The 18,899-nt window shown below is 60.8% G+C and carries 18 protein-coding genes and 5 pseudogenes; 11 read left to right on the top strand and 12 right to left on the bottom strand.

Annotated features, from left to right (window positions below; translation table 11 throughout):
* The first annotated feature begins 30 nt into the window (after positions 1–30).
* The 6 genes from denD to AFK24_RS10145 all read left to right on the top strand — a co-directional run bounded on the left by denD (position 31) and on the right by AFK24_RS10145 (position 6,608).
* Complete coding sequence (gene denD / locus AFK24_RS10170; RefSeq protein WP_065833110.1) at positions 31–1,005, top strand: D-erythronate dehydrogenase; 975 nt, start codon at positions 31–33, stop codon at positions 1,003–1,005.
* A 61-nt stretch (positions 1,006–1,066) separates the two neighbouring features.
* The gene (locus AFK24_RS10165; RefSeq protein ID WP_065833109.1) at positions 1,067–2,440 is read left to right on the top strand and encodes an MFS transporter; all 1,374 of its coding nucleotides are present in this window, start codon (positions 1,067–1,069) and stop codon (positions 2,438–2,440) included.
* On the top strand, positions 2,437–3,321 hold the full coding sequence (locus tag AFK24_RS10160; protein ID WP_065833108.1) for an NAD(P)-dependent oxidoreductase: 885 nt from the start codon (positions 2,437–2,439) through the stop codon (positions 3,319–3,321). The genes AFK24_RS10165 and AFK24_RS10160 overlap by 4 nt, the downstream gene beginning before the upstream one ends.
* Before the next feature lie 16 nt (positions 3,322–3,337).
* Positions 3,338–5,122: an IlvD/Edd family dehydratase gene (locus AFK24_RS10155; protein ID WP_065833107.1), complete on the top strand. Its 1,785-nt coding sequence runs from the start codon at positions 3,338–3,340 to the stop codon at positions 5,120–5,122.
* 17 nt (positions 5,123–5,139) lie between these two features.
* Positions 5,140–6,321: a fumarylacetoacetate hydrolase family protein gene (locus AFK24_RS10150; protein WP_065833106.1), complete on the top strand. Its 1,182-nt coding sequence runs from the start codon at positions 5,140–5,142 to the stop codon at positions 6,319–6,321.
* A gap of 77 nt (positions 6,322–6,398) precedes the next feature.
* A complete protein-coding gene (locus AFK24_RS10145) occupies positions 6,399–6,608 on the top strand; it encodes a hypothetical protein (RefSeq protein ID WP_065833105.1) in 210 nt (69 codons plus the stop codon).
* Between the two features lie 75 nt (positions 6,609–6,683).
* Here the strand turns inward: AFK24_RS10145 and AFK24_RS10140 are convergent, their stop codons facing one another.
* Positions 6,684–6,896: a DUF3079 domain-containing protein gene (locus AFK24_RS10140; RefSeq protein WP_065833104.1), complete on the bottom strand. Its 213-nt coding sequence runs from the start codon at positions 6,894–6,896 to the stop codon at positions 6,684–6,686.
* A 160-nt stretch (positions 6,897–7,056) separates the two neighbouring features.
* On the opposite strand from AFK24_RS10140, the gene AFK24_RS10135 reads away from it, so the two are divergent.
* The 5 genes from AFK24_RS10135 (at position 7,057) to AFK24_RS10115 (ending at position 10,605) form a co-directional block, all read left to right on the top strand.
* Positions 7,057–7,416 carry a hypothetical protein gene (locus AFK24_RS10135; RefSeq protein ID WP_065833103.1) on the top strand — a complete coding sequence of 120 codons (360 nt, stop codon included), beginning with the start codon at positions 7,057–7,059 and terminating at the stop codon, positions 7,414–7,416.
* Positions 7,417–7,503: 87 nt separating this feature from the next.
* Complete coding sequence (locus AFK24_RS10130; RefSeq protein ID WP_065833102.1) at positions 7,504–8,028, top strand: iron transporter; 525 nt, start codon at positions 7,504–7,506, stop codon at positions 8,026–8,028.
* Positions 8,029–8,361, top strand: a complete 333-nt coding sequence (locus AFK24_RS10125; protein WP_065833101.1) for a cupredoxin domain-containing protein — start codon at positions 8,029–8,031, stop codon at positions 8,359–8,361. It abuts the gene before it with no gap.
* Positions 8,362–8,383: 22 nt separating this feature from the next.
* Complete coding sequence (locus tag AFK24_RS10120) at positions 8,384–9,238, top strand: FTR1 family iron permease (protein ID WP_065833100.1); 855 nt, start codon at positions 8,384–8,386, stop codon at positions 9,236–9,238.
* The gene (locus tag AFK24_RS10115) at positions 9,226–10,605 is read left to right on the top strand and encodes a 4Fe-4S binding protein (RefSeq protein WP_065833099.1); all 1,380 of its coding nucleotides are present in this window, start codon (positions 9,226–9,228) and stop codon (positions 10,603–10,605) included. The genes AFK24_RS10120 and AFK24_RS10115 overlap by 13 nt, the downstream gene beginning before the upstream one ends.
* A 50-nt stretch (positions 10,606–10,655) precedes the next feature.
* Here AFK24_RS10115 and AFK24_RS10110 read toward each other — a convergent pair.
* From AFK24_RS10110 to AFK24_RS10065, 11 genes and pseudogenes are all read right to left on the bottom strand, one after another.
* Positions 10,656–10,865 (bottom strand): annotated as a pseudogene (locus AFK24_RS10110) (methyl-accepting chemotaxis protein); the annotation flags it as partial.
* Positions 10,850–11,191: pseudogene (locus tag AFK24_RS10105) on the bottom strand (anaerobic ribonucleoside-triphosphate reductase activating protein); the annotation flags it as partial. The pseudogenes AFK24_RS10105 and AFK24_RS10110, both read right to left, overlap by 16 nt.
* A gap of 24 nt (positions 11,192–11,215) precedes the next feature.
* Positions 11,216–11,746 (bottom strand): nitrous oxide reductase accessory protein NosL, encoded by a 531-nt coding sequence (locus AFK24_RS10100; RefSeq protein WP_139110485.1) that lies wholly within the window; start codon positions 11,744–11,746, stop codon positions 11,216–11,218.
* Positions 11,747–11,773: 27 nt separating this feature from the next.
* On the bottom strand, positions 11,774–12,604 hold the full coding sequence (locus tag AFK24_RS10095) for an ABC transporter permease (RefSeq protein WP_065833097.1): 831 nt from the start codon (positions 12,602–12,604) through the stop codon (positions 11,774–11,776).
* Positions 12,601–13,269, bottom strand: a pseudogene (locus AFK24_RS10090) (ATP-binding cassette domain-containing protein); the annotation flags it as partial. The gene AFK24_RS10095 and the pseudogene AFK24_RS10090, both read right to left, overlap by 4 nt.
* Positions 13,257–13,439, bottom strand: a pseudogene (locus AFK24_RS29875) (nitrous oxide reductase family maturation protein NosD); the annotation flags it as partial. The pseudogenes AFK24_RS10090 and AFK24_RS29875, both read right to left, overlap by 13 nt.
* Positions 13,440–13,614: 175 nt before the next feature.
* Positions 13,615–15,003: an oxygen-independent coproporphyrinogen III oxidase gene (hemN, locus tag AFK24_RS10085; RefSeq protein ID WP_065833096.1), complete on the bottom strand. Its 1,389-nt coding sequence runs from the start codon at positions 15,001–15,003 to the stop codon at positions 13,615–13,617.
* 25 nt (positions 15,004–15,028) lie between these two features.
* Positions 15,029–16,120: pseudogene (locus AFK24_RS10080) on the bottom strand (coproporphyrinogen III oxidase); the annotation flags it as partial.
* A 120-nt stretch (positions 16,121–16,240) separates the two neighbouring features.
* Entirely contained in the window at positions 16,241–16,684 is a 444-nt protein-coding gene (locus tag AFK24_RS10075) for a CopD family copper resistance protein (protein ID WP_065833094.1), read from the bottom strand.
* Positions 16,685–16,829: 145 nt separating this feature from the next.
* Positions 16,830–17,729, bottom strand: a complete 900-nt coding sequence (locus AFK24_RS10070; protein ID WP_065833203.1) for a bifunctional helix-turn-helix transcriptional regulator/GNAT family N-acetyltransferase — start codon at positions 17,727–17,729, stop codon at positions 16,830–16,832.
* A gap of 220 nt (positions 17,730–17,949) precedes the next feature.
* The gene (locus tag AFK24_RS10065) at positions 17,950–18,849 is read right to left on the bottom strand and encodes a LysR family transcriptional regulator (protein WP_065833093.1); all 900 of its coding nucleotides are present in this window, start codon (positions 18,847–18,849) and stop codon (positions 17,950–17,952) included.
* Positions 18,850–18,899: the final 50 nt, after the last annotated feature.

Here is an 18,899-nt window from a genome sequence, read left to right as displayed (position 1 = left end):
TTCATTCAACAATAAAAAAAGGAGTGACACATGCGGATCCTCATCACCGGCGGCACGGGTTTTATTGGCAAACAACTGGCCGAGCGTTTGCTGGCCCTGCACAGCCTGACGTTCGAAGGTCAGGCTCCACAGGTCATTGAGCGCATCGTGCTGTTCGACGCCTTTGCCGGCGAACACTTGCCCAACGACCCACGCATCGAACTGATCACCGGCGACATTGCCGACCCCGATGTGGTGGCGCGGGTCACCGATGGTGTGGATCTGGTGTGGCATCTGGCAGCGGTGGTCAGTTCGGCTGCCGAGGCTGATTTCGATCTGGGCATGCAGGTCAATCTGCACGGTCTGATGACGCTCCTGGAAACCCTGCGTAAACAGGGCAATACGCCACGATTGGTCTACGCCAGCGGCTTTGCGGTATTCGGCGGCAAGCTGCCGGAGGTCGTCAACGACGACACGGTGCTGACGCCGAAATCGTCTTATGGCATGCAAAAAGCGGTGGGCGAGTTGTTGGTCGCCGATTATGCCCGCAAGGGCTTTGTCGACGGGCGCGTATTGCGCCTGCCCACTGTCGCCGTGCGTCCCGGCAAGCCGAACAAGGCAGCCTCGACCTTCTTCAGTTCGATCATTCGCGAGCCGCTGGTGGGGCAAACCGCCGTCTGCCCGGTGCGACCGGACACTCAGGTTTATCTCACCTCGCCACGCCGGGTCATCGAGGCGATGTTGCACGCCATGCTGCTGTCACCCGAGACCTTGGGCGATGAACGCATCATTCCCCTGCCCGGCGTGACCACCACCGTCGCCGACATGGTTGCGGCCCTGCAGCGAGTGGCCGGTGCCGAGGTGGTCAAGCTGATTCGCTGGGAACCGGACGCCACCATTCAGCGCATCGTCGAAGGCTGGCCCAGCAAGGTCGATGCACCCCGCGCACGCGCCTTGGGCTTTAACGCCGACGCTGACTTCGACGCCATCATCCGCGCCCATATCGAGGACACCGCCGCTGGCTAGCGGTGACTGACGACTCACGCTTCTCCTATCGATAACAACAAAAATAATGAGGCTGTGCGACATGATCACACCACATCCCGATGTCTCGGACATCGAAAAACAGACCATCAAGCGCGTGACCCGGCGCTTGATTCCGTTTCTTATCCTCCTGTTCGTCGTAGCCTTCCTGGACCGTAACAACGTCGGCTTCGCGGCGTTACGCATGAACGAGGACATCGGCATCAGCCAGACCATTTACGGGCTGGGCGCGGGGATTTTCTTCCTCGGCTACTTCATGTTCGAAGTGCCGAGCAATATTTTGCTGCACCGCTACGGCGCGCGGGTGTGGATCGCGCGGATCATGGTCACCTGGGGGATTATTGCCGGGGCCATGGGTTTTCTACAGACCGCCGGACATTTCATCACCTTGCGCGTACTGCTCGGCATCGCCGAAGCGGGCTTTTTTCCCGGCGTGATTTACCTGCTGTCGCTGTGGTTCCCAGCGCGCTACCGAGCGCGGATGATCGCCTCGTTTTACCTGGGCGTACCCATTGCGCAAATCGTCGGCGCGCCGCTGTCGGTGGGCCTGATGCAACTGGGTGATACCTGGGGTTTTGTCGGCTGGCGCTTGATGTACATCGTCGAAGCCGTGCCGGCACTGATCCTCGGTGTGGTGTGCTTTTTCTACCTCACTGACCGCCCTGCCGATGCCCATTGGCTGACCGCCGAACAGCGTAACTGGTTGATCAAGACCCTCGATCAGGAAGAGCGCAACAAACCTCTGGTGGTCGGCGTGCAACCAACCAAGGGCCAGATGATTCGCAAGGCACTGGGCAGTCGTCAGGTGTGGATGCTGGCGCTGGTGTACTTCGGCATCACCTCGGGCTCCAACGCCATGAACTTCTTCCTGCCGACCGTGCTGGCGTCGTTCCGCGCCTCGTTCGGGTTGGAGATCGGCCTGATGCAGAACGGCCTGATCACCGCCGTCCCGTATGCCGTCGCTGCGGTGGCGATGATCTGGTGGAGCCGCCGCTCCGACCGCTTGCAGGAACGTCACTGGCACGCGGGCGGCGCTGCGATGCTCGCCGCTGCCTCCATTGCCCTGGCGCTGTTGATCAATCAACCGTGGATCATCGTCATCGGCTTCATCCTGCTGGCCATGGGCGTGTACAGCGCAATCAACGTGTTCTGGGCCGTGCCCGGGCAAGTGCTGACCGGCGTCGGCGCCGCAGCCGGGATTGGCTTGATCAACTCCATCGGTAACCTCAGCGGTTTCACCGGTCCTTACCTGACCGGGTTCCTGTTCAACGTGACCGGCAGCTACACGCCGGGCTTCTTGATCATTGCCGCGCTGGTCGGCGCCGGAGGCCTGGGCATGGTGTTGATGCCGCGCAATCCGGCGCCGCTGATTGATACGAAAAGCGCCCCCACTGACGCCTTGGGAGACAAGGCATGACCCGGCAAACCGTGGCCTTCATCGGCACCGGCATCATGGGCAAACCCATGGTCAGCAACCTGCTGCAGGCCGGTTATCCGGTACAGATCTGGAACCGCTCGGCTGCCAAGGCTGCGGAACTCGCGGCCCACGGCGCAAGCATTTTCGAGACTGCCGCGCAGGCAGCAGACGGCGCACAGGTGCTGGTCTGCATGCTCAGCGATGGCCCGACCTGTGACCAGATTCTGTTTGGCGAAGGCGGCGCCGCGCTGGCGCTGGCCGAAGGTGCGCTGGTGATCGTGATGAGTTCGATCCCTGTCGAAACCGCCGTCGAACACGCCCGCTTGTGTGCTGCACAAGGGCTGCGCTACCTCGACGCACCGGTGTCCGGCGGCGAACGCGGCGCCCGTGAAGCCAGCCTGGCAATCATGGTCGGCGGTGACGCAGCGGCATTCGAACAGGGCCGCGCGGTACTGGACGTCATGGGTCGTGCGGTGCATGTCGGCCCGGCCGGGACTGGTCAGCTGTCCAAACTGGTCAACCAATTGATCGTCGCCAGCACCATCGCCACCGTCGCCGAAGGGCTGTTGCTGGCTGAGCGTGGCGGGGCCGACCCGGCGAAAGTCCATCAAGCGCTGCTCGGCGGTTTCGTCGACTCGCCGATCTGGCGTCAGCATGGCCAACGCATGCTCGACAACGATTTCACCCCCGGCGGCGCTGCCAAATGGCAACTCAAGGACACTCACACCGCCCTCGCCCAGGCCCGAACCCTGGGCCTGACGCTGCCCGTGGCCAATCTGGTCGACGGACTGTTCCAGGCCATGGTCGAGGCCGGTGACGGCGAACTTGACCATGCCGGACTGATCCGTCAGCTACGCCGCCACAACCCATTGCCTGAATAACTTGCTGGAGCCTGCCATGACCGATCCAACCCTACGCCGCCTGCGCAGTCAGCAGTGGTTTGACGATCCGGCTCACGCCGATCTCACCGCGCTGTACGTGGAACGCTACATGAACCAGGGCCTGACTCGCGCCGAGCTGCAATCGGGGCGGCCGATCATCGGCATCGCCCAAACCGGCAGCGACCTGACACCCTGCAACCGCCATCACATCGAACTGGCCAAACGGGTCAAGGACGGCATTCGCGACGCGGGCGGCATCCCGATGGAATTCCCCGTGCACCCGATTGCCGAGCAGTCGCGTCGCCCCACCGCCGCACTGGACCGCAACCTCGCTTATCTGGGACTGGTGGAGGTGCTGCACGGCTATCCGCTGGATGGCGTGGTGCTCACCACCGGTTGTGACAAAACCACGCCAGCCTGCCTGATGGCCGCGGCGACCACCGATCTGCCGTCAATCGTGCTGTCCGGCGGGCCGATGCTCGACGGCTGGCACAAGGGCCAGCGCATCGGTTCAGGCACCGTGCTGTGGCATGCGCGCAATCTGCTCAGCGCGGGCGAAATCGACTACGAGGGCTTCATGACCCTGACTACCGCGTCGTCACCCTCGGTTGGCCACTGCAACACCATGGGCACGGCCCTGTCGATGAACGCCCTGGCCGAAGCGCTCGGGATGTCGTTACCGGGCTGCGCGAGCATTCCTGCGCCCTACCGCGAGCGCGGGCAGATGGCCTATGCCACAGGTCTGCGCATTGTCGATCTGGTTCGCGAAGACGTGCGTCCGTCACAGATCATGACCCACGCGGCGTTCGAGAACGCCATCGCCGTCGCCTCCGCGTTGGGCGCTTCCACCAACTGCCCACCGCACCTGATCGCCATCGCCCGCCACAGCGGCATCGACCTGTCACTGGAAGACTGGCAGCGGGTCGGAGAAGACGTGCCGCTGTTGGTCAATTGCATGCCTGCTGGCGAATATCTCGGTGAAGGCTTCCACCGCGCGGGCGGCGTACCCGCCGTGATGCATGAACTGGACAAGGTCGGCCGACTGCACCGTGATTGCCAATCGGTGAGTGGCAGAACCATGGGCGAGATCGTTGCAGATGCCGTGACTGGCGACCGCGACGTCATTCGTACCTGGGAAGACCCGCTCAAGCACCGCGCTGGTTTCATCGTCCTGAGCGGCAATTTTTTCGACAGCGCCATCATGAAGATGTCGGTGGTGGGCGAAGCGTTCCGCAGCACCTACCTCAGCGACCCGTTGCAACCCAACTGCTTCGAAGCGCGGGCCATCGTGTTCGAAGGGCCTGAAGACTATCAGGCACGGATCAACGACCCGACTCTGGACATCGATGAGCGCTGCATCCTGGTGATTCGCGGCTGCGGCACCGTTGGTTATCCCGGCAGCGCCGAAGTGGTGAACATGGCGCCGCCGTCCGCGCTGATCAAGGCCTGTATCGACTCGCTGCCGTGCCTGGGCGACGGTCGCCAGAGCGGCACTTCAGCCAGCCCGTCGATTCTCAACATGTCCCCGGAATCCGCCGTGGGTGGCGGCCTGTCGCTGCTGCGCACCGGTGACCGGCTACGCGTCGACCTCAATGCGCGCAGCGTCAATCTACTGGTGGACGACGCCGAACTGGACGTCCGTCGCCAGGAACCGCTGCCCGCCCTCGCCCCTTCGCAAACCCCATGGCAGGAACTCTACCGGCAACTGGTCGGCCAGCTGTCCACGGGCGGCTGTCTGGAACCGGCCACTCTGTACTGGCGCGTTATCCCGGAAAACGGCACCCCGCGCCATTCCCACTGAACCCAAGGATCAGCCTTATGCAAGCGCTGCAATTGACGATTGGAAATACCCTGCCCGACGATTGGCAACGCGCGACGCTGGTCGGTCGCGTGTGGCTGCCGGGCGAACTTGGCGGTCCGGCCGTGGTGGTGCTGCGTGACGGTGAAGTCATCGACTGCACCGCACGCTTCCCGACCCTGAGCCAGCTGCTGGACAACGAAGCCCCGCTGCAGGCGGTACGCGACGCCATTGGCACCTCGCTGGGCACAATAGAAGCGTTGCTGGCCAACAGCGGCGAGCTGCGCGATCCGGCGAAGCCCAGCCTGCTGGCACCGGCGGACCTGCAAGTCATCAAGGCCGCCGGTGTTACCTTCGCCGCCAGCATGATCGAACGGGTCATCGAGGAGAAAGCCGGCGGCGACGCGCAGCGTGCCGAGCAAATCCGTGGCCTGGTGCAGAACGTGATCGGCGACAACCTGCGTGACTTGCGCCCCGGCTCCCCGGAAGCCTTGCGCCTGAAACAGGTATTGATTGAGCAAAAAATGTGGTCGCAGTACCTGGAAGTCGGCATCGGCCCTGACGCGGAAATCTTCACCAAGGCGCCGCTCCTGGCCGCCGTGGGCAGCGGCAGCGCCATCGGGATTCATCCCGAGTCGAGCTGGAACAACCCGGAACCGGAAGTGGTGCTGGCCGTGGATAGCCGAGGCCGTATTCACGGTGCGACCCTGGGGAACGACGTCAACCTGCGCGACGTCGAAGGCCGCAGCGCGTTACTGCTGAGCAAGGCCAAGGACAACAACGCTTCCTGCGCATTGGGGCCGTTCATTCGCCTGTTCGACGAACATTTCAGCCTTGACGATGTGCGGCGCTGTGAAGTGGCCCTGCGGGTCGAAGGCAATGACGACTACGTGCTCAACGGCAGTAGTTCCATGAGTCAGATCAGCCGTGATCCGGCAGATCTCGCCGCGCAGACACTCAATGCCAACCACCAATACCCGGACGGCTTCGTGCTGTTTCTCGGCACACTCTTCGCCCCCACCGATGATCGCGACCTGCCAGGCCAGGGCTTTACTCACAAGGAAGGCGATCTGGTGAGCATTTCATCCGCGTCACTGGGCGCCCTGCACAACCGCGTGACCGGCAGCCATCAGGCACCGCCCTGGACGTTTGGGGTCGGCGCATTGATGAGAAATCTCGCGCAGCGTGGATTGCTGCGCTGAAACCACCCGGCAGTGCCGGGTGCAGGTAATCAGATATGTTTTAATGGCCGAACCCATTTATGTTTAAGGAAAGACATATGAAGCATCTGATACTTGCCCTGGCATTAGCGTTGCCGATGCTGGGTGGCTGCGCTGTATACAGCGAACGCGGCACCGGCGAAGGCCAGGGTTCAAGCAAAGTCGGGAAGATATCCTGCGACGCAACACCGGCCAACCAGCCAGGCTGCTACCAGAAAAGTTCGCCAGACTGGAAGTTTGGCAACTTCAGGTTTGGACTCGGGATTTAAATACCGGTCACGCAACGGTCAGGCGCATCAGGACGACGAGCCCTTGAAGTGTCACTGCAGGGTGATGCCAACCCACTACACACCTTTATCCGGCGCTTTGTCTGTGACGATGAGCTTGTCCAGGCCCCAGTCGCCGGGTACGTCCCAATCTTCGCCGAACAGCTCGGCCGGATGCATCGTCCGGTCGGAGCCATTGCCGCAGGCGAGGGATTTGGCCGGACAATACTGGTCGCATCCCCAACAGATCCGTTCGGGGTGCGAGGGGTTGGCGGGGAAGTTCTTGGCCATGCCGTTCTCCGTTCATCGAGAGGCGTACTCCCAACTTACAGCCTGGGTGCAACGTTATCCTTGATGGATATCAAGATATCGACATCGAGCAGCTGCCCTCGCCCCATCGCGATCCTGGGGCTAAGCTTGCAACTGCTGATCAGACTTGGAGACGTCGCTCATGCTCAATAAAAATCCTTTCCAAAATGCTGAGACACCCGACCATCCACCCCTGTCGACATGGGACGATCAAAACGCCGCACAGTCCATCGATGGCGAGGCGTTCACCGCCCCGCCCGCGTTGACCCACGCCGAACTGGTTCACTTGCGTGTCCGGGTCATTGCCCTGGAAAACCTGGTCATCGCGCTGCTGGCCGAAGGTTCGGAACGCCAGCTCGCCGTGGCCCGGGAAATGGCCGACTACATTTCCCCCAGACCCGGTTTTACCCAACATCCGTTGACCGTTCACGCGGCTGCACAGATGACCCACAGCGTCGAACGCGCCCAACGATTTCGCCAGCGTGACGAGCCAGCGGTTTAATCACACGAAACTTGATAACAATCATTATTATTCGCAGAAAAACTTCCTAGACTCGGGTTCCTACTCGTCAGTGCTCAGGAAGACATCATGCGTACCCACCTCTCACTCGCCCTGCTCCTGCTTGCACCTTTGGCTCACGCAAAGGAATACCCGATTGGAGAACCACAGCTGTGTCAGGGGCTGGAAGTCGGGGCGGTGTATCTGCAACCGATCGAGATGGCGCCGGCTGGCATGATGCGGGCCACGGCCGATTCGGATGTCCATCTGGAGGCCGACATTCGGGCCACCGCCGACAATCGGCAGGGCTTTCAGGAAGGCAGTTTCGTGCCTTACCTCAATGTCTCGTTCAACTTGAAAAAAGCCGGCGACCCGGACGAACTCAAGGGCGACTTCCATGCGATGGTCGCCAATGACGGCCCGCACTATGGCGACAACGTGAAGTTGCTGGGGCCGGGCAAATATCAACTGACCTTCACCGTCCTGCCACCCGCCGGTCACGGCTCCCTCGGACGTCATACCGATAAGGAAACCGGTGTAGCGCCCTGGTTCGAACGCTGCGAATTGCACTACGAATTCATCTACGCCGGGATTGGTAAAAAAGGCGGCTATTGAATGAAGCGCCTGCCTCTTGCCTGGCTGATGCTCGCCGGAGCCGTTGCGCCGTTGACCGCCCATGCCGAGCTACCGACCTACGAACTGATCCTGCGCGATGGCCACTTCACTCCCGCCTTGCTGGAGGTACCGGCCGGGCAGCGTTTCAAGATCGTCCTGAAAAACGATGGTCAAGGGCCGGCCGAGTTCGAGAGCACACCGCTGCGGGTTGAAAAAGTACTGTCGCCGGGCGTCACCACCTTCGTCGTCATTCACCCGCTGAGGCCCGGTCACTATCCCTTTTTCGACGAGTTCAATCCGCAACTGCCCGAGGGCGGCATCCTCGCCAAATAACCCGTCCACGCACGGAGTTTCCATGAATCAATCAATGTTCATCGTCTGGCGCGAAAGCGTCGAGGCGCTGCTGGTGATCGGCATTCTCCAGGCCTGGGCCAGCCAGCAAGGCCAAGGCAATCGGCTGGTCAAGTTCCTGTGGGGCGGTGTGATGCTGGGTTTGCTGCTCTCAGGCCTGCTCGCGGTGCTGATTCTGTTTGCCGGTGAGGCCATGAGCGGCTCGGCCAGTGAATGGTTCCAGGCCGCACTGGCGCTGATTGCCAGTCTGCTGATGGTGCAAATGGTGGGCTGGATGCATCACCACGGGCGCACGCTCAAACATGACTTGCGACGCCACGCCGATAGCCATCTGGCCCGGCGCGGCGGCCTTGGGCTGTTAGTGTTGGCGATGCTCGCCGTCAGCCGCGAAGGCAGCGAGACCGTGGTATTTCTCTACGGTGCCGGCGCGCGTTTGCGAGGCCCGGAGCTGGCCTTGTTCGCCGTCGGTGGCGCATTCGGACTGGTGCTGTCGGCGCTCACCATCGGCCTGTTACACAGCAGTCGCCGCTTCATTTCCTGGCAGCGCTTCTTTGCAATCAGCGAAATCATCCTGCTGATGCTTGGCGCGGCACTGCTGGTCAGCGGCAGCGAGCGCATCAACGGCCAACTATTGGCGCTCGATGTGCCGGAGTGGGTTTATAGCCTCGTTGGCGAGGCGCTTTGGGACAGCAGCGCTCTGTTGAGCGACAGCCATGGATTGGGCAGTTTTCTTGCCGGTTTTGCCGGTTATCGGGCAACCCCCAGTGGCATGACCTTGCTGGTGTGGGTCGGTTACTGGCTGGTCGTCGGCGGCTGGCTACGGCAACGGACTGCGGAAAACCTGCCATGCCCGACCTGAGCTGGCGCAATCGATGGCTGCAGCGCGTGGGGGACGGCATGCGCCGCCACGCGCGCCTCATTCGCGCCGTACAGTGGGTCGTCGTAGGTTTTTATGCGCTGCTGTTGGTGATCCCCGCCCTGTTGCCGCTACCCGACAGCCAGGCGCGGATGCTCGACAACCTGACCGTGTTCGCGCAGTTTTTGTTCTGGGGGCTCTGGTGGCCGTTCGTGCTGCTGTCGATGGTGTTGTTCGGGCGGCTCTGGTGCGGCGTTCTCTGCCCGGAAGGTTCCCTGAGTGAATGGGCCAGCCAGTACGGTAAAGGTCTGGGGGTGCCGCGCTGGTTGCGCTGGGGCGGCTGGCCAACCCTGGCGTTCTGCCTGACCACCCTCTATGGCCAGTTGATCAGCGTTTATGACTACCCGCAGGCAGCGTTGTTGATTCTTGGCGGTTCGACCGTCGCGGCGGTCGGCATCGGCCTGCTGTTTGCCCGGGGCAAACGGGTCTGGTGCCGTTACCTGTGCCCGGTCAGCGGGGTCTTCGCCCTGCTCGCCCGACTGGCACCTGTGCATTTTCAGGTCGATGAGCAGCGCTGGATCGAAAATGCCGCGCCACGCCTGCCGCCGCCCAATTGCGCGCCGCTCCTGGATATCCGTCGCCTGCGGGGCTCCAGTGATTGCCATGCCTGCGGCCGCTGCAGCGGACAACGCGGCGCGGTCCAACTGATCGCTCGTTCCAGCAACCAGGAGATTCTTCACGCGACGGCGCAGACGCTGTCCCGCTGGGATGCCCGGTTGCTGCTGTTTGGCGTGATCGGCCTGGCCATGGGTGCGTTTCAGTGGACCGTCAGCCCCTGGTTCATCACCCTCAAACAAACCCTCGCCCAATGGCTGGTGGAACACGATCAGCTCTGGGCGTTGCAGGATGACGCGCCGTGGTGGTTACTCACCCATTACCCGCTGCTCAACGACAGCTTCAGCTGGCTGGACGGTTTCAGCATTGTCGTTTATCTGAGCCTGAGTTCGATGCTCCTCGGCACCACGCTGCTGATCCTCCTGCAAGTGACGGCGCGACTGGCGAAGGACCCTGCACTGTATTGGCCTCTGGCGTTGACGCTCACACCCCTGGGTGGTGCAGGATTATTTCTCGGGCTGTCGGCCACGACAGTGAAATTGCTGCGCTATGAAGGTCTGTTGCTGGAGTGGGTCCAGCCAGCCCGCGCTTGTCTGTTGATGGCCGCGATGGGTTGGAGCCTGCTGTTGGGCTGCAAACGCCTGGACCGCGAAGGCATTGGCCTGGCTCGGCGCCTGTCTGGTGGCGTTTGCCTGTTGCTCGCCAACGGTCTGATCGGAGTGGGATGGTGGTTGCAATTCTGGGGTTGGGCCTGAGTCCCTCAACGCCCTGATCCAACCACCCATCCGGCCCTGCTCAGGCTGAACTAGACCTTGAAGCGCGCCACTGTCTGGTGCAGCGCCCCAGCCATCTGCGCCAGATCGAGGCCGGCGGTTTGCGTATGTCGCGCCCCCAGCAAGACCTGTTCAGACAAGTTGCGAATACCCATCAGGTTGCGATCCACCTCACGCGCGACCAATGCCTGTTCCTCCGTGGCGCTGGCAATCATCATGTTGCGCTCAGTGCCTTGGCGAACGCCGACGGCTTGATCCCGGCACTGTGCAGACCAATGCGAAAACCCATCGCCCGCACTTCGGCCATGGCGTCGGACAAGCTGTCTTGCAGGGTCGGCTCACCGCCGCTGAAGACCACCGCATCCAGCAGGCCCTGCCGACGCTGCAAAAAGCCCAGGACCTGGCGCCACTCCACTTCATCCGCGCCGCGCGGCGGGATCAACTGCGGGTTATGGCAGTAACGACAACGCCAGGCGCAACCCTGGCAAAACAGCACACAGGCGAGCTGTCCCGGATAGTCGATAGTGGTCAGGGGCACCATGCCCACGACCCGAAGCATTCGACTCATTGGCGCCCGGCCAGCGCCGCGCTTTCAGTGAAGTGCACCCGCTCGCGGTGCTCGGATTGTTTGCCTGGGTTGATCAATCTCGCTGAACCGCAGCACACGGCCGCCTTGTTCGGCAGCAAGTGTCTCGGCAGCCTGCTGACTGGAGAACGAAGCCAGCACCACGCCCATGGCCCCCTTGAGTCGAGTGCCGACCACATAGAAAGCATCCCTGGCATTGATCAGATGAGAATCAGTTGGAGCGTTCCATGAACTGCGGCCCATGTCGTGAACATACAGCCTGGCATCGCCAGGATGATTCTCCGGCTGCAACCACCAACCGATCATCTCCGCCATGGAGCAGAATTTCTTGACCCCGGAACGCTCGACCACTTCGCCCTTGGGCCCGGGGAAGCCGTCGATGATCATGCCGCAGACATGACACTCATCACTGGGATGAAACGCCACGGCAGCGTCGCTGTAGCTGGCTTTAGCGGGCTCGTCACAGGCCGCCAGCAGCACACAGATCATCAAGCCAGCCACCGCACGTGCCGTCGTCGAAAATAGAGTGTTGATCATCAGATGCTCCAAAACCAAAGTGTGAATTCATGTCACCCGGCGGCGGAACAGCAGCCAGGCCGAGCCCAACGGCACGGCAACCCACACCATCAGGCATAACCAGAGCATTGCGCCGGGCACCGGCAGATCGCTGCCCAGAGTCAGCACGCCTGCGGCATTGGTGCCGTTTGTGAAACCGGAGAGATTGATCAAGCGATAGATGTCGGCAGGATTGAGCAGCAATAACCAGGGCAGCACTTTCGGGTTGAACTGCCCTTCGCTGAGCACCAGCAATGCCAGCAGTGCCAGGTCGAACACCAGCACGAAGAAAAACCACACGCCCAACGCGAGCCCGGCCGCCGTGGATTTCTCGGCAGACACGCTGCTTAACGCATAGGCCAGTCCAAGAAAGCCCCACCCCAGTAGCGTCGACGACAACATGAATCGTCCAAACGCCCAGAGCAGCAGGTTCAGCTCAACGTCCTCCACCAGCAGGGCGATGGCCAGCATTGCGCAGCCGAATCCGATCAGCGTCGCCAGTGCGAGGATCAACCCGTGGCCAATAAATTTGCCGAGCAGGATGTGCCCGCGCCCGAGCAGATAGGTCAATAACAGCAGCAAGGTGCCGCTTTCGTCTTCGCCGACAATGGCGTCATAGGCCAACAGCAAGGCAATCAGCGGCATCAGGAAAGTCGCCAGACTGGCCAGACTGGCGATGGTGGCAGGCACCGAGGTAAATCCCAGTTGACCGGACGCCGCGGCCCCCAGCCAAGCGATACCGGTGGCCAATATCGCGAACAGCATGCTGATCGCCAACAACCAGCGGTTGCGCATGCCGTCGCTGAACTCCTTGCGGGCCATGTTCCAGATCGGGTTCATACGATCTCTCCGTTGGGGGTCGCACCCGCCCGCCCCATGTAGTAGCGGTAGATGTCTTCCAGGGACGGTGGGGTTATTTCCACGTCAGCCGGGTCGTCTTCATTGAGCAGTTGGCGCAACAGGTCAAGCTTGCTGCCATTGAGCGCGGCCACCTCAAGACCTTCCGCACCCCAGCGCTGGGTGACGTACCCGGCGTCGTTCCAGGATTCCTGCAACGGCCCGGCGCGCTTGAGCCCGTTAGCGCGAATCAGCGTCGGCAACCCGGCTTCCTCCCGCAGGTTGCGCAGACTGCCCAGCGCCAAAAGGCGCCCCTGGGTCAGAATCGCCGCGCGGTTGATGTGCGCCTCGACCCCCGGCAGTACGTGGGAACAGAGAATGATGCTGCTGCCCTGGCTGCGCAGACGATCGAGCAACCGATAGAGGTCTTGGGTGGCGATGGGATCAAGGCCGACCGTCGGCTCGTCGAGCAACAACAGGCGCGGTTCGCCGAGCAAGGCTTGCGCCAGTCCCAGGCGTTGGCGCATGCCCTTGGAGTAAGTCTTGACCCGGCGATGCGCCGCACCGGTCAAGCCAACTTCTTCCAGCAGCACGTCCACCTGAGCGGGCGCTGCCCCTTTGAGTCGCGCGAAATGGCGCAGGGTTTCCAGGCCCGTCAGCAGCGGGTGGTCAGGGTTTGGAGGGTGGATTTCATCAGCGGATGGCTGTCCAGTACGCCCGGCGATTTCACTACCGGAAAGGCCCGTTGCACGCCGCGCAGCAATTCGATCCCGGGGCTATTCATCAACAGTCGCACCTGCGGGTAGAGCCACAGCAGACGGTCGACGTTGTCGTTGGGTTATCACCATCAGCCGGACGCTCCAGGCGCGTCGGTTGCCATGTATCGAAGGCTGATGGATTGTCATGAATTCGCTGATTTCCAGGGTCTTGCGCTCATGTTAGGGTGCGTTGCGCAGCCTGCCCTTGATTGAAATCAACTCGATAAAATCCTTGCGACAGAGCGCCTCGCCACTTCAAACGGTGCGTGAAAACCGGCCTTTCTGCTCGCCGCCCAGATAGGCGTCAAAGGCCATCGCCGCGCTGCGCATCATCAGATGCCCGTGGGGCAACAGCACCAGCGAGTCGTCGTGAATCTGCAGCAATCCATCGCGAACATGCTCATCCAGTTGCGCCAGGGCATCGGCAAAATACTCGGTAAAGCAGAAGTCATGCAGCGCTTCAAATTTGTCGAAATCGATTCGGCCATGGCACATCAGATCGCTGATCACTTCACGGCGCAGCTGATCATCGGCGCTCAATCGATAACCCCGATGCACCGGCAGCAAGCCTTGATCGAGCCGGGCGTAATACTGTGAAAGCTCCTTGACGCTCTGGCTGTAGCTGTCGCCGACCTTGCCGATCGACGACACACCGAGACCGATCAGATCGCAATCGGCATGGGTTGAATAACCCTGGAAATTGCGCTGCAACGTGCCATTGGCCCGGGCCAACGCCAGCTCATCGTCCGGCAAGGCGAAGTGGTCCATGCCGATATAGACATAACCGGCCTCGGTCAGACGGCGGATGGTCAGTTCAAGCAACTCCAGCTTGCGCTCCGGCGGCGGCATGTCGGCCGGACGAATCAGCCGCTGCGCGCGCACCAGCTCCGGCAAATGGGCGTAGCTGTAGGCCGCAATCCGGTCCGGACGCAACGCGATGATCTTGCCGAGGGTGACATCGAAACTGCTCACGGTCTGCAAGGGCAGACCGTAGATAAGATCGACGCTGATCGATTTGAATCGCGCCTGGCGCGCCGCAGCGACCAGCGCGTAAATCTGCTCTTCGCTTTGCTGGCGATTGACCGCGGCCTGCACGTCCGGGTCAAAGTCTTGCACGCCAAAGCTCAGGCGATTGAAGCCCAGCTGGCGCAACGACTGAATCTGCTCAGCGCTGATGGTGCGAGGGTCGACTTCGATGGAAAACTCATGGTCATCGCTGTCATCCATGTCAAATGCCTGGTGCAGGCAATCCATCAGGTCAGCCAGCTGTTCGCTGGTCAGATAGGTCGGCGTGCCACCGCCCAGGTGCAGTTGCGTGAGTTTGCGCGAACGGTCGAACAGGGCGGCCTGCATGACGATTTCCCGCTTGAGGTAAGTCAGGTATTCGACGGCGCGGTGGGTTTTCTGGGTAATGATCTTGTTGCAGGCGCAGTAGTAACAAAGGCTCTTGCAGAACGGGATGTGGATATAGACCGACAGGGACTTGGGCACCGCCACCAGGTTGCTGTCGGAGGCGGCACATTGATAGTCATCGACAGCAAACGCCTGATGAAACTGCGGCGCAGTCGGGTAAGAGGTATAGCGCGGCCCCGGACGGTCATACTTTTCGACCAGGGCGCGATTGAAATTAAATGAAGTTGTCATGATCAATCCACTTGCATCGGGTTCATGCCTCGCAGCGCCAGCCGCGACTGGTTGGCAATTGATCCCTGTCCAGTTGCTGCTGATAGCGCTGCAGATCGTCGGTATTTTGCGTATATAAATTGTCGATCTGACTGATAGCGCCCAAACCCAAGCCGATATGGTCGCAATACCCGTGACGGGTAAATCCCTCATAATTGCGACGCAATCGGCCGCGCTCCTGAGCAATCGCCAGATCGTCATCGTGCCGGACAAACTGCCCCAGGCCGATGTGGTGATAACCAGCACCGATCAACTGGGTAAAACAGATGAGGCGCATGGCGCCTTTATCTTCCTGGCTGCACGCCGCCCGGAGTTTGTCTCCGGCCATTGGCCGATAGCGATGGGGTGGCTCGGCATAATCAAATACCAGCAGCCGGTCCGGCTCCAGTTCGATGATGGTTGTCAGTTTCAGCGCAAAACTTTCCGGTGTCTGCCAGGCATGGCCATAGCCCAGATCGACATTGATGGAGCGGTAGCCAAAAGTGCGAGCGGCATCGACCAGCGAATGGATTGGCGCCGGATTCTGGTAGCAAGCCCCCGACATCTCACTGTCAACGCCGATGTCCGGAACGCCGATGCTGACCTGATTGAAGCCCAGGTCACGCAGCACGCCCATGGTCGACCAATCGGTATGGTGCAGGTCCACTTCGATGCTGTAGTCACCAGACTCATGGCCGAGAAAATTGAAGCGGCGACGAAGGTGGCTCATCAGCCGCCGCAGGTGTGCAGTAGCCGGTGTGCGGCCCCCGAGATGAAACTGCTCGACCAGCTGTTCCGACCTGAGGTGACAACTGACGAGGTTGATTTCATGTTCCAGACACTGCAGATAGCGTTCGATACCACCGTGCTCGCCGGAGCTATCGCGCGAAGAACAAGAGAATGATTTCAGGTTGGCAGGCAGCTGCACATTCAGTGACAGCGGGCGGCCCCGCTTGCGGCTGACGCGCAGGGCACGCAGCAAATCCAGAGAGCCGATACCTGCGTGGAATTTTTCAGTGTCGACATGGCCGTTGGGATCGAGCACGCTTTGCTCACACCGAGCGTCAAGCCCGCTGGGATCGTGAAATAAATTGAGCATGACGGGTCTCCGAGACAGGCTGCGGACCACCAGTGTCGGGGTTTGGCGCCTTGTGCTCCTTGACTTGTATCAAGCATGAGCAAAGTGCTGGTTACGCAACGGACCTGCGGGAAAATCCGCTCACCAGGTCAGATAAAACATACCCTTGGCCAGCAGAACGATGACGACCATATGGCAGAACAGGCTGCCATGGATGAAATGCAGGAATCGAGCCTTCATCCGACCAGTTTTGAACAGCGCCATGGCGACCAGAAAATGCAGCAGTACGCTGACCGCGACGACGATCTTCACCATCAGCAATGTGCCAAACGATGAAGCCATTGGTGTCGCGAGGACAGGCAAATAACGCAGCCAGACCATCCCCAGCCCGGCACCGAACAACACCAGCAGAACCCATGGAATCAAGGCGCGGGCGCGACGACCGATGCCCTGTTCGACCAGCAGCATGACCTTGGCCGGCAGCTGTTTGCGGATGCTTTCCAGAAATAGGACTTCGAAAAACACCGTACCGATGAAAATCAGTGCGGCAAACAGATGCAAGGTGAGAAACAGCGGATAGAGCATGGGATTTTCGCTCTCGATACAGCAACACGATTCACTCACAGCGAGGAATCCACTCGCGCGTGCGCCTGACCGCCTGACCGCCTGAGTTCCTCTGCAGGATACAGAGCACACCGATCCAAGCGTTTGACGCCAATCAAGATAAAGGTCAGGACGCAGGACCGGGTCGTACAAAACACTGCTCCGTGACCCGCGCGCCCCATTGCTGTCCCTCTTGCTCCTGCACTAACCTGAAACCGAAGTCTTCATAAAGTTTGCGAGCGGCATCAAGGCCCTGGAACGTCCAGAGTCTCGTTGCACAAAAGCCGCTCTCGTCACAGAACTTCATCGCTTCAGCCAGCAAGCGCTTGCCTGCACCCTTGCCTCGCGCTGAGTCATCGAGAATGAAGCAGCGCAGAATCGCTTCGCCGCCCTCTCCTTCGCCGTCGATAGCGATAGAACCGACAATTCGCTGGCCATCCAGAGCTACCCAAACCTCGTTGCGTGGATTGTGCAAACGTCCCATCAGTTCAGCCATATCCGCTGCGACCAGACTTTCGAACGGCTGGCCAAAACTGGAATGCCTTGCGTAGTAATCGGCATGCATCTGCACGATGCGGCCGATTACCCCAGAACGGTAACCTCGGGCAATGCTCAACTGCGTCGGGGGCAGCTCGGTACCGCACCGATGCGCGTGCAGGGCGGCCGCATAGTGGGCGATGCCCTCACTCACCGTCTGTTGTTGCTCCTCGGTCAAGTGAGACACGGCCGCGTCTACCTGTTTCGTAGCGAACGCATCAATGGCTCGCAAAGTCTTTTTGCCCTGCTCAGTGAGCCGCAGCTTCTTGGAGCGCGCATCATCCTCATGTGGAATTTCTTCGATCTCGCCGCCCTCGATGAGCTTGCGGACCATCCGGCTGACGCTGGATTTTTCCAGGCCAAGAAGCTCAACAAGCTCGCCCGCCGTCAGCGTTTCCCGACTCCCGATCTCCACTATTGTGTGCACCGACGACGGCGGATAACCCGTCGCGGCCAGCGTGGCACGCATGAAGCCAAGCTCTCGCACCATGAGACGCGAGGCCGAACGGATTTGGTCGATCAGGCCCGATTGGGAATGGATCACGGGAAATACCTCAGACGATACGTACAGTTAGTTGTATTGCACAACTATCTATTCGTCAAATCAAGATGGGCCGTCGGCGAAAATATGGCCAGCTGCTTTACCAATGATGGCGTGGCGACTGGCCACGCGGCGCCCAACGCTGTCCTTCCCAATGCACAGGACGTGCTCAGGGGGCGAGTATTTCCTTGAGAAACTCTATAAACACATTGATGCGACTGGAACCGCGATGATTGGGCAGATACAGCGCATTGATGCAGGTACTTGCACTCCCAGGGTTGACCTCGTATTGCTCCAGCACGCGGGTCAGCCGACCTTTGCCAACGTCGTCACGCACCAGCCAATCGGCCAACAGAGTCACCCCGCCACCGGCCAGCGCCGCCTCGCGCAGAATGTCAGCATTGTTGCTCTGCAGCCGTCCCTGCACATTCACGCGAATGACTTCCTCATGGCCCTGGAACGTCCAATTCTGGTGTCCGGCGCGGTAATCGAAACGCAGGCACTGATGCTCCAACAGGTCACGCGGGTGTCGGGGCAGCCCGGTCCGCGTCAGGTATTCGGGGCTCGCCACCACCCAACGCTGGAAATCACCCAAACGCTTACTGACGATGTCATCACTGACGACCGATGAACCGAGACGTACCGACACATCGATTTGCTCGCTGAGCAGGTCAGTGACCTCGTCGCTCAGCGAGAGGCTGATCTCCAGGCCAGGATGGCGATCAAGCAATCGTCCCAGATGGGGAGCGATGATACGCCGGCCGAATTCCACCGGCACGCTGACCCGCAAACGCCCCTGGACTGCGCTACCACGGTCGGTAACCACGGCATCGGCTTCGTCGATGGCGTCGAGGATCGCCACTGCTTTTTCGAAATAGTTCTGCCCCGCTACCGTGACGCTCGTATTGCGTGTGGTGCGGTTAAGCAGGCTCGCGCCCAACTCGTTTTCCAGCGCCGCCACCTGCCGCGTCACTGACGAAGTGGAGATGCCGAGCTTGCGCGCCGCTGACGAATAACCACCACAGCGCACGGTTTCGACAAACATTTTCAGCGCCAGCAACTTATCCATAGACGGGTCCGAATTCGAGACGTAATGATAACGACGGTGCATTATCAGGC

Source organism: Pseudomonas syringae (assembly GCF_001698815.1).
GTDB classification, from domain to species: domain Bacteria; phylum Pseudomonadota; class Gammaproteobacteria; order Pseudomonadales; family Pseudomonadaceae; genus Aquipseudomonas; species Aquipseudomonas syringae_A.
Note: the sequence above shows the minus strand (reverse complement) of the source record. Positions and strands in the feature narration are given on the sequence as shown.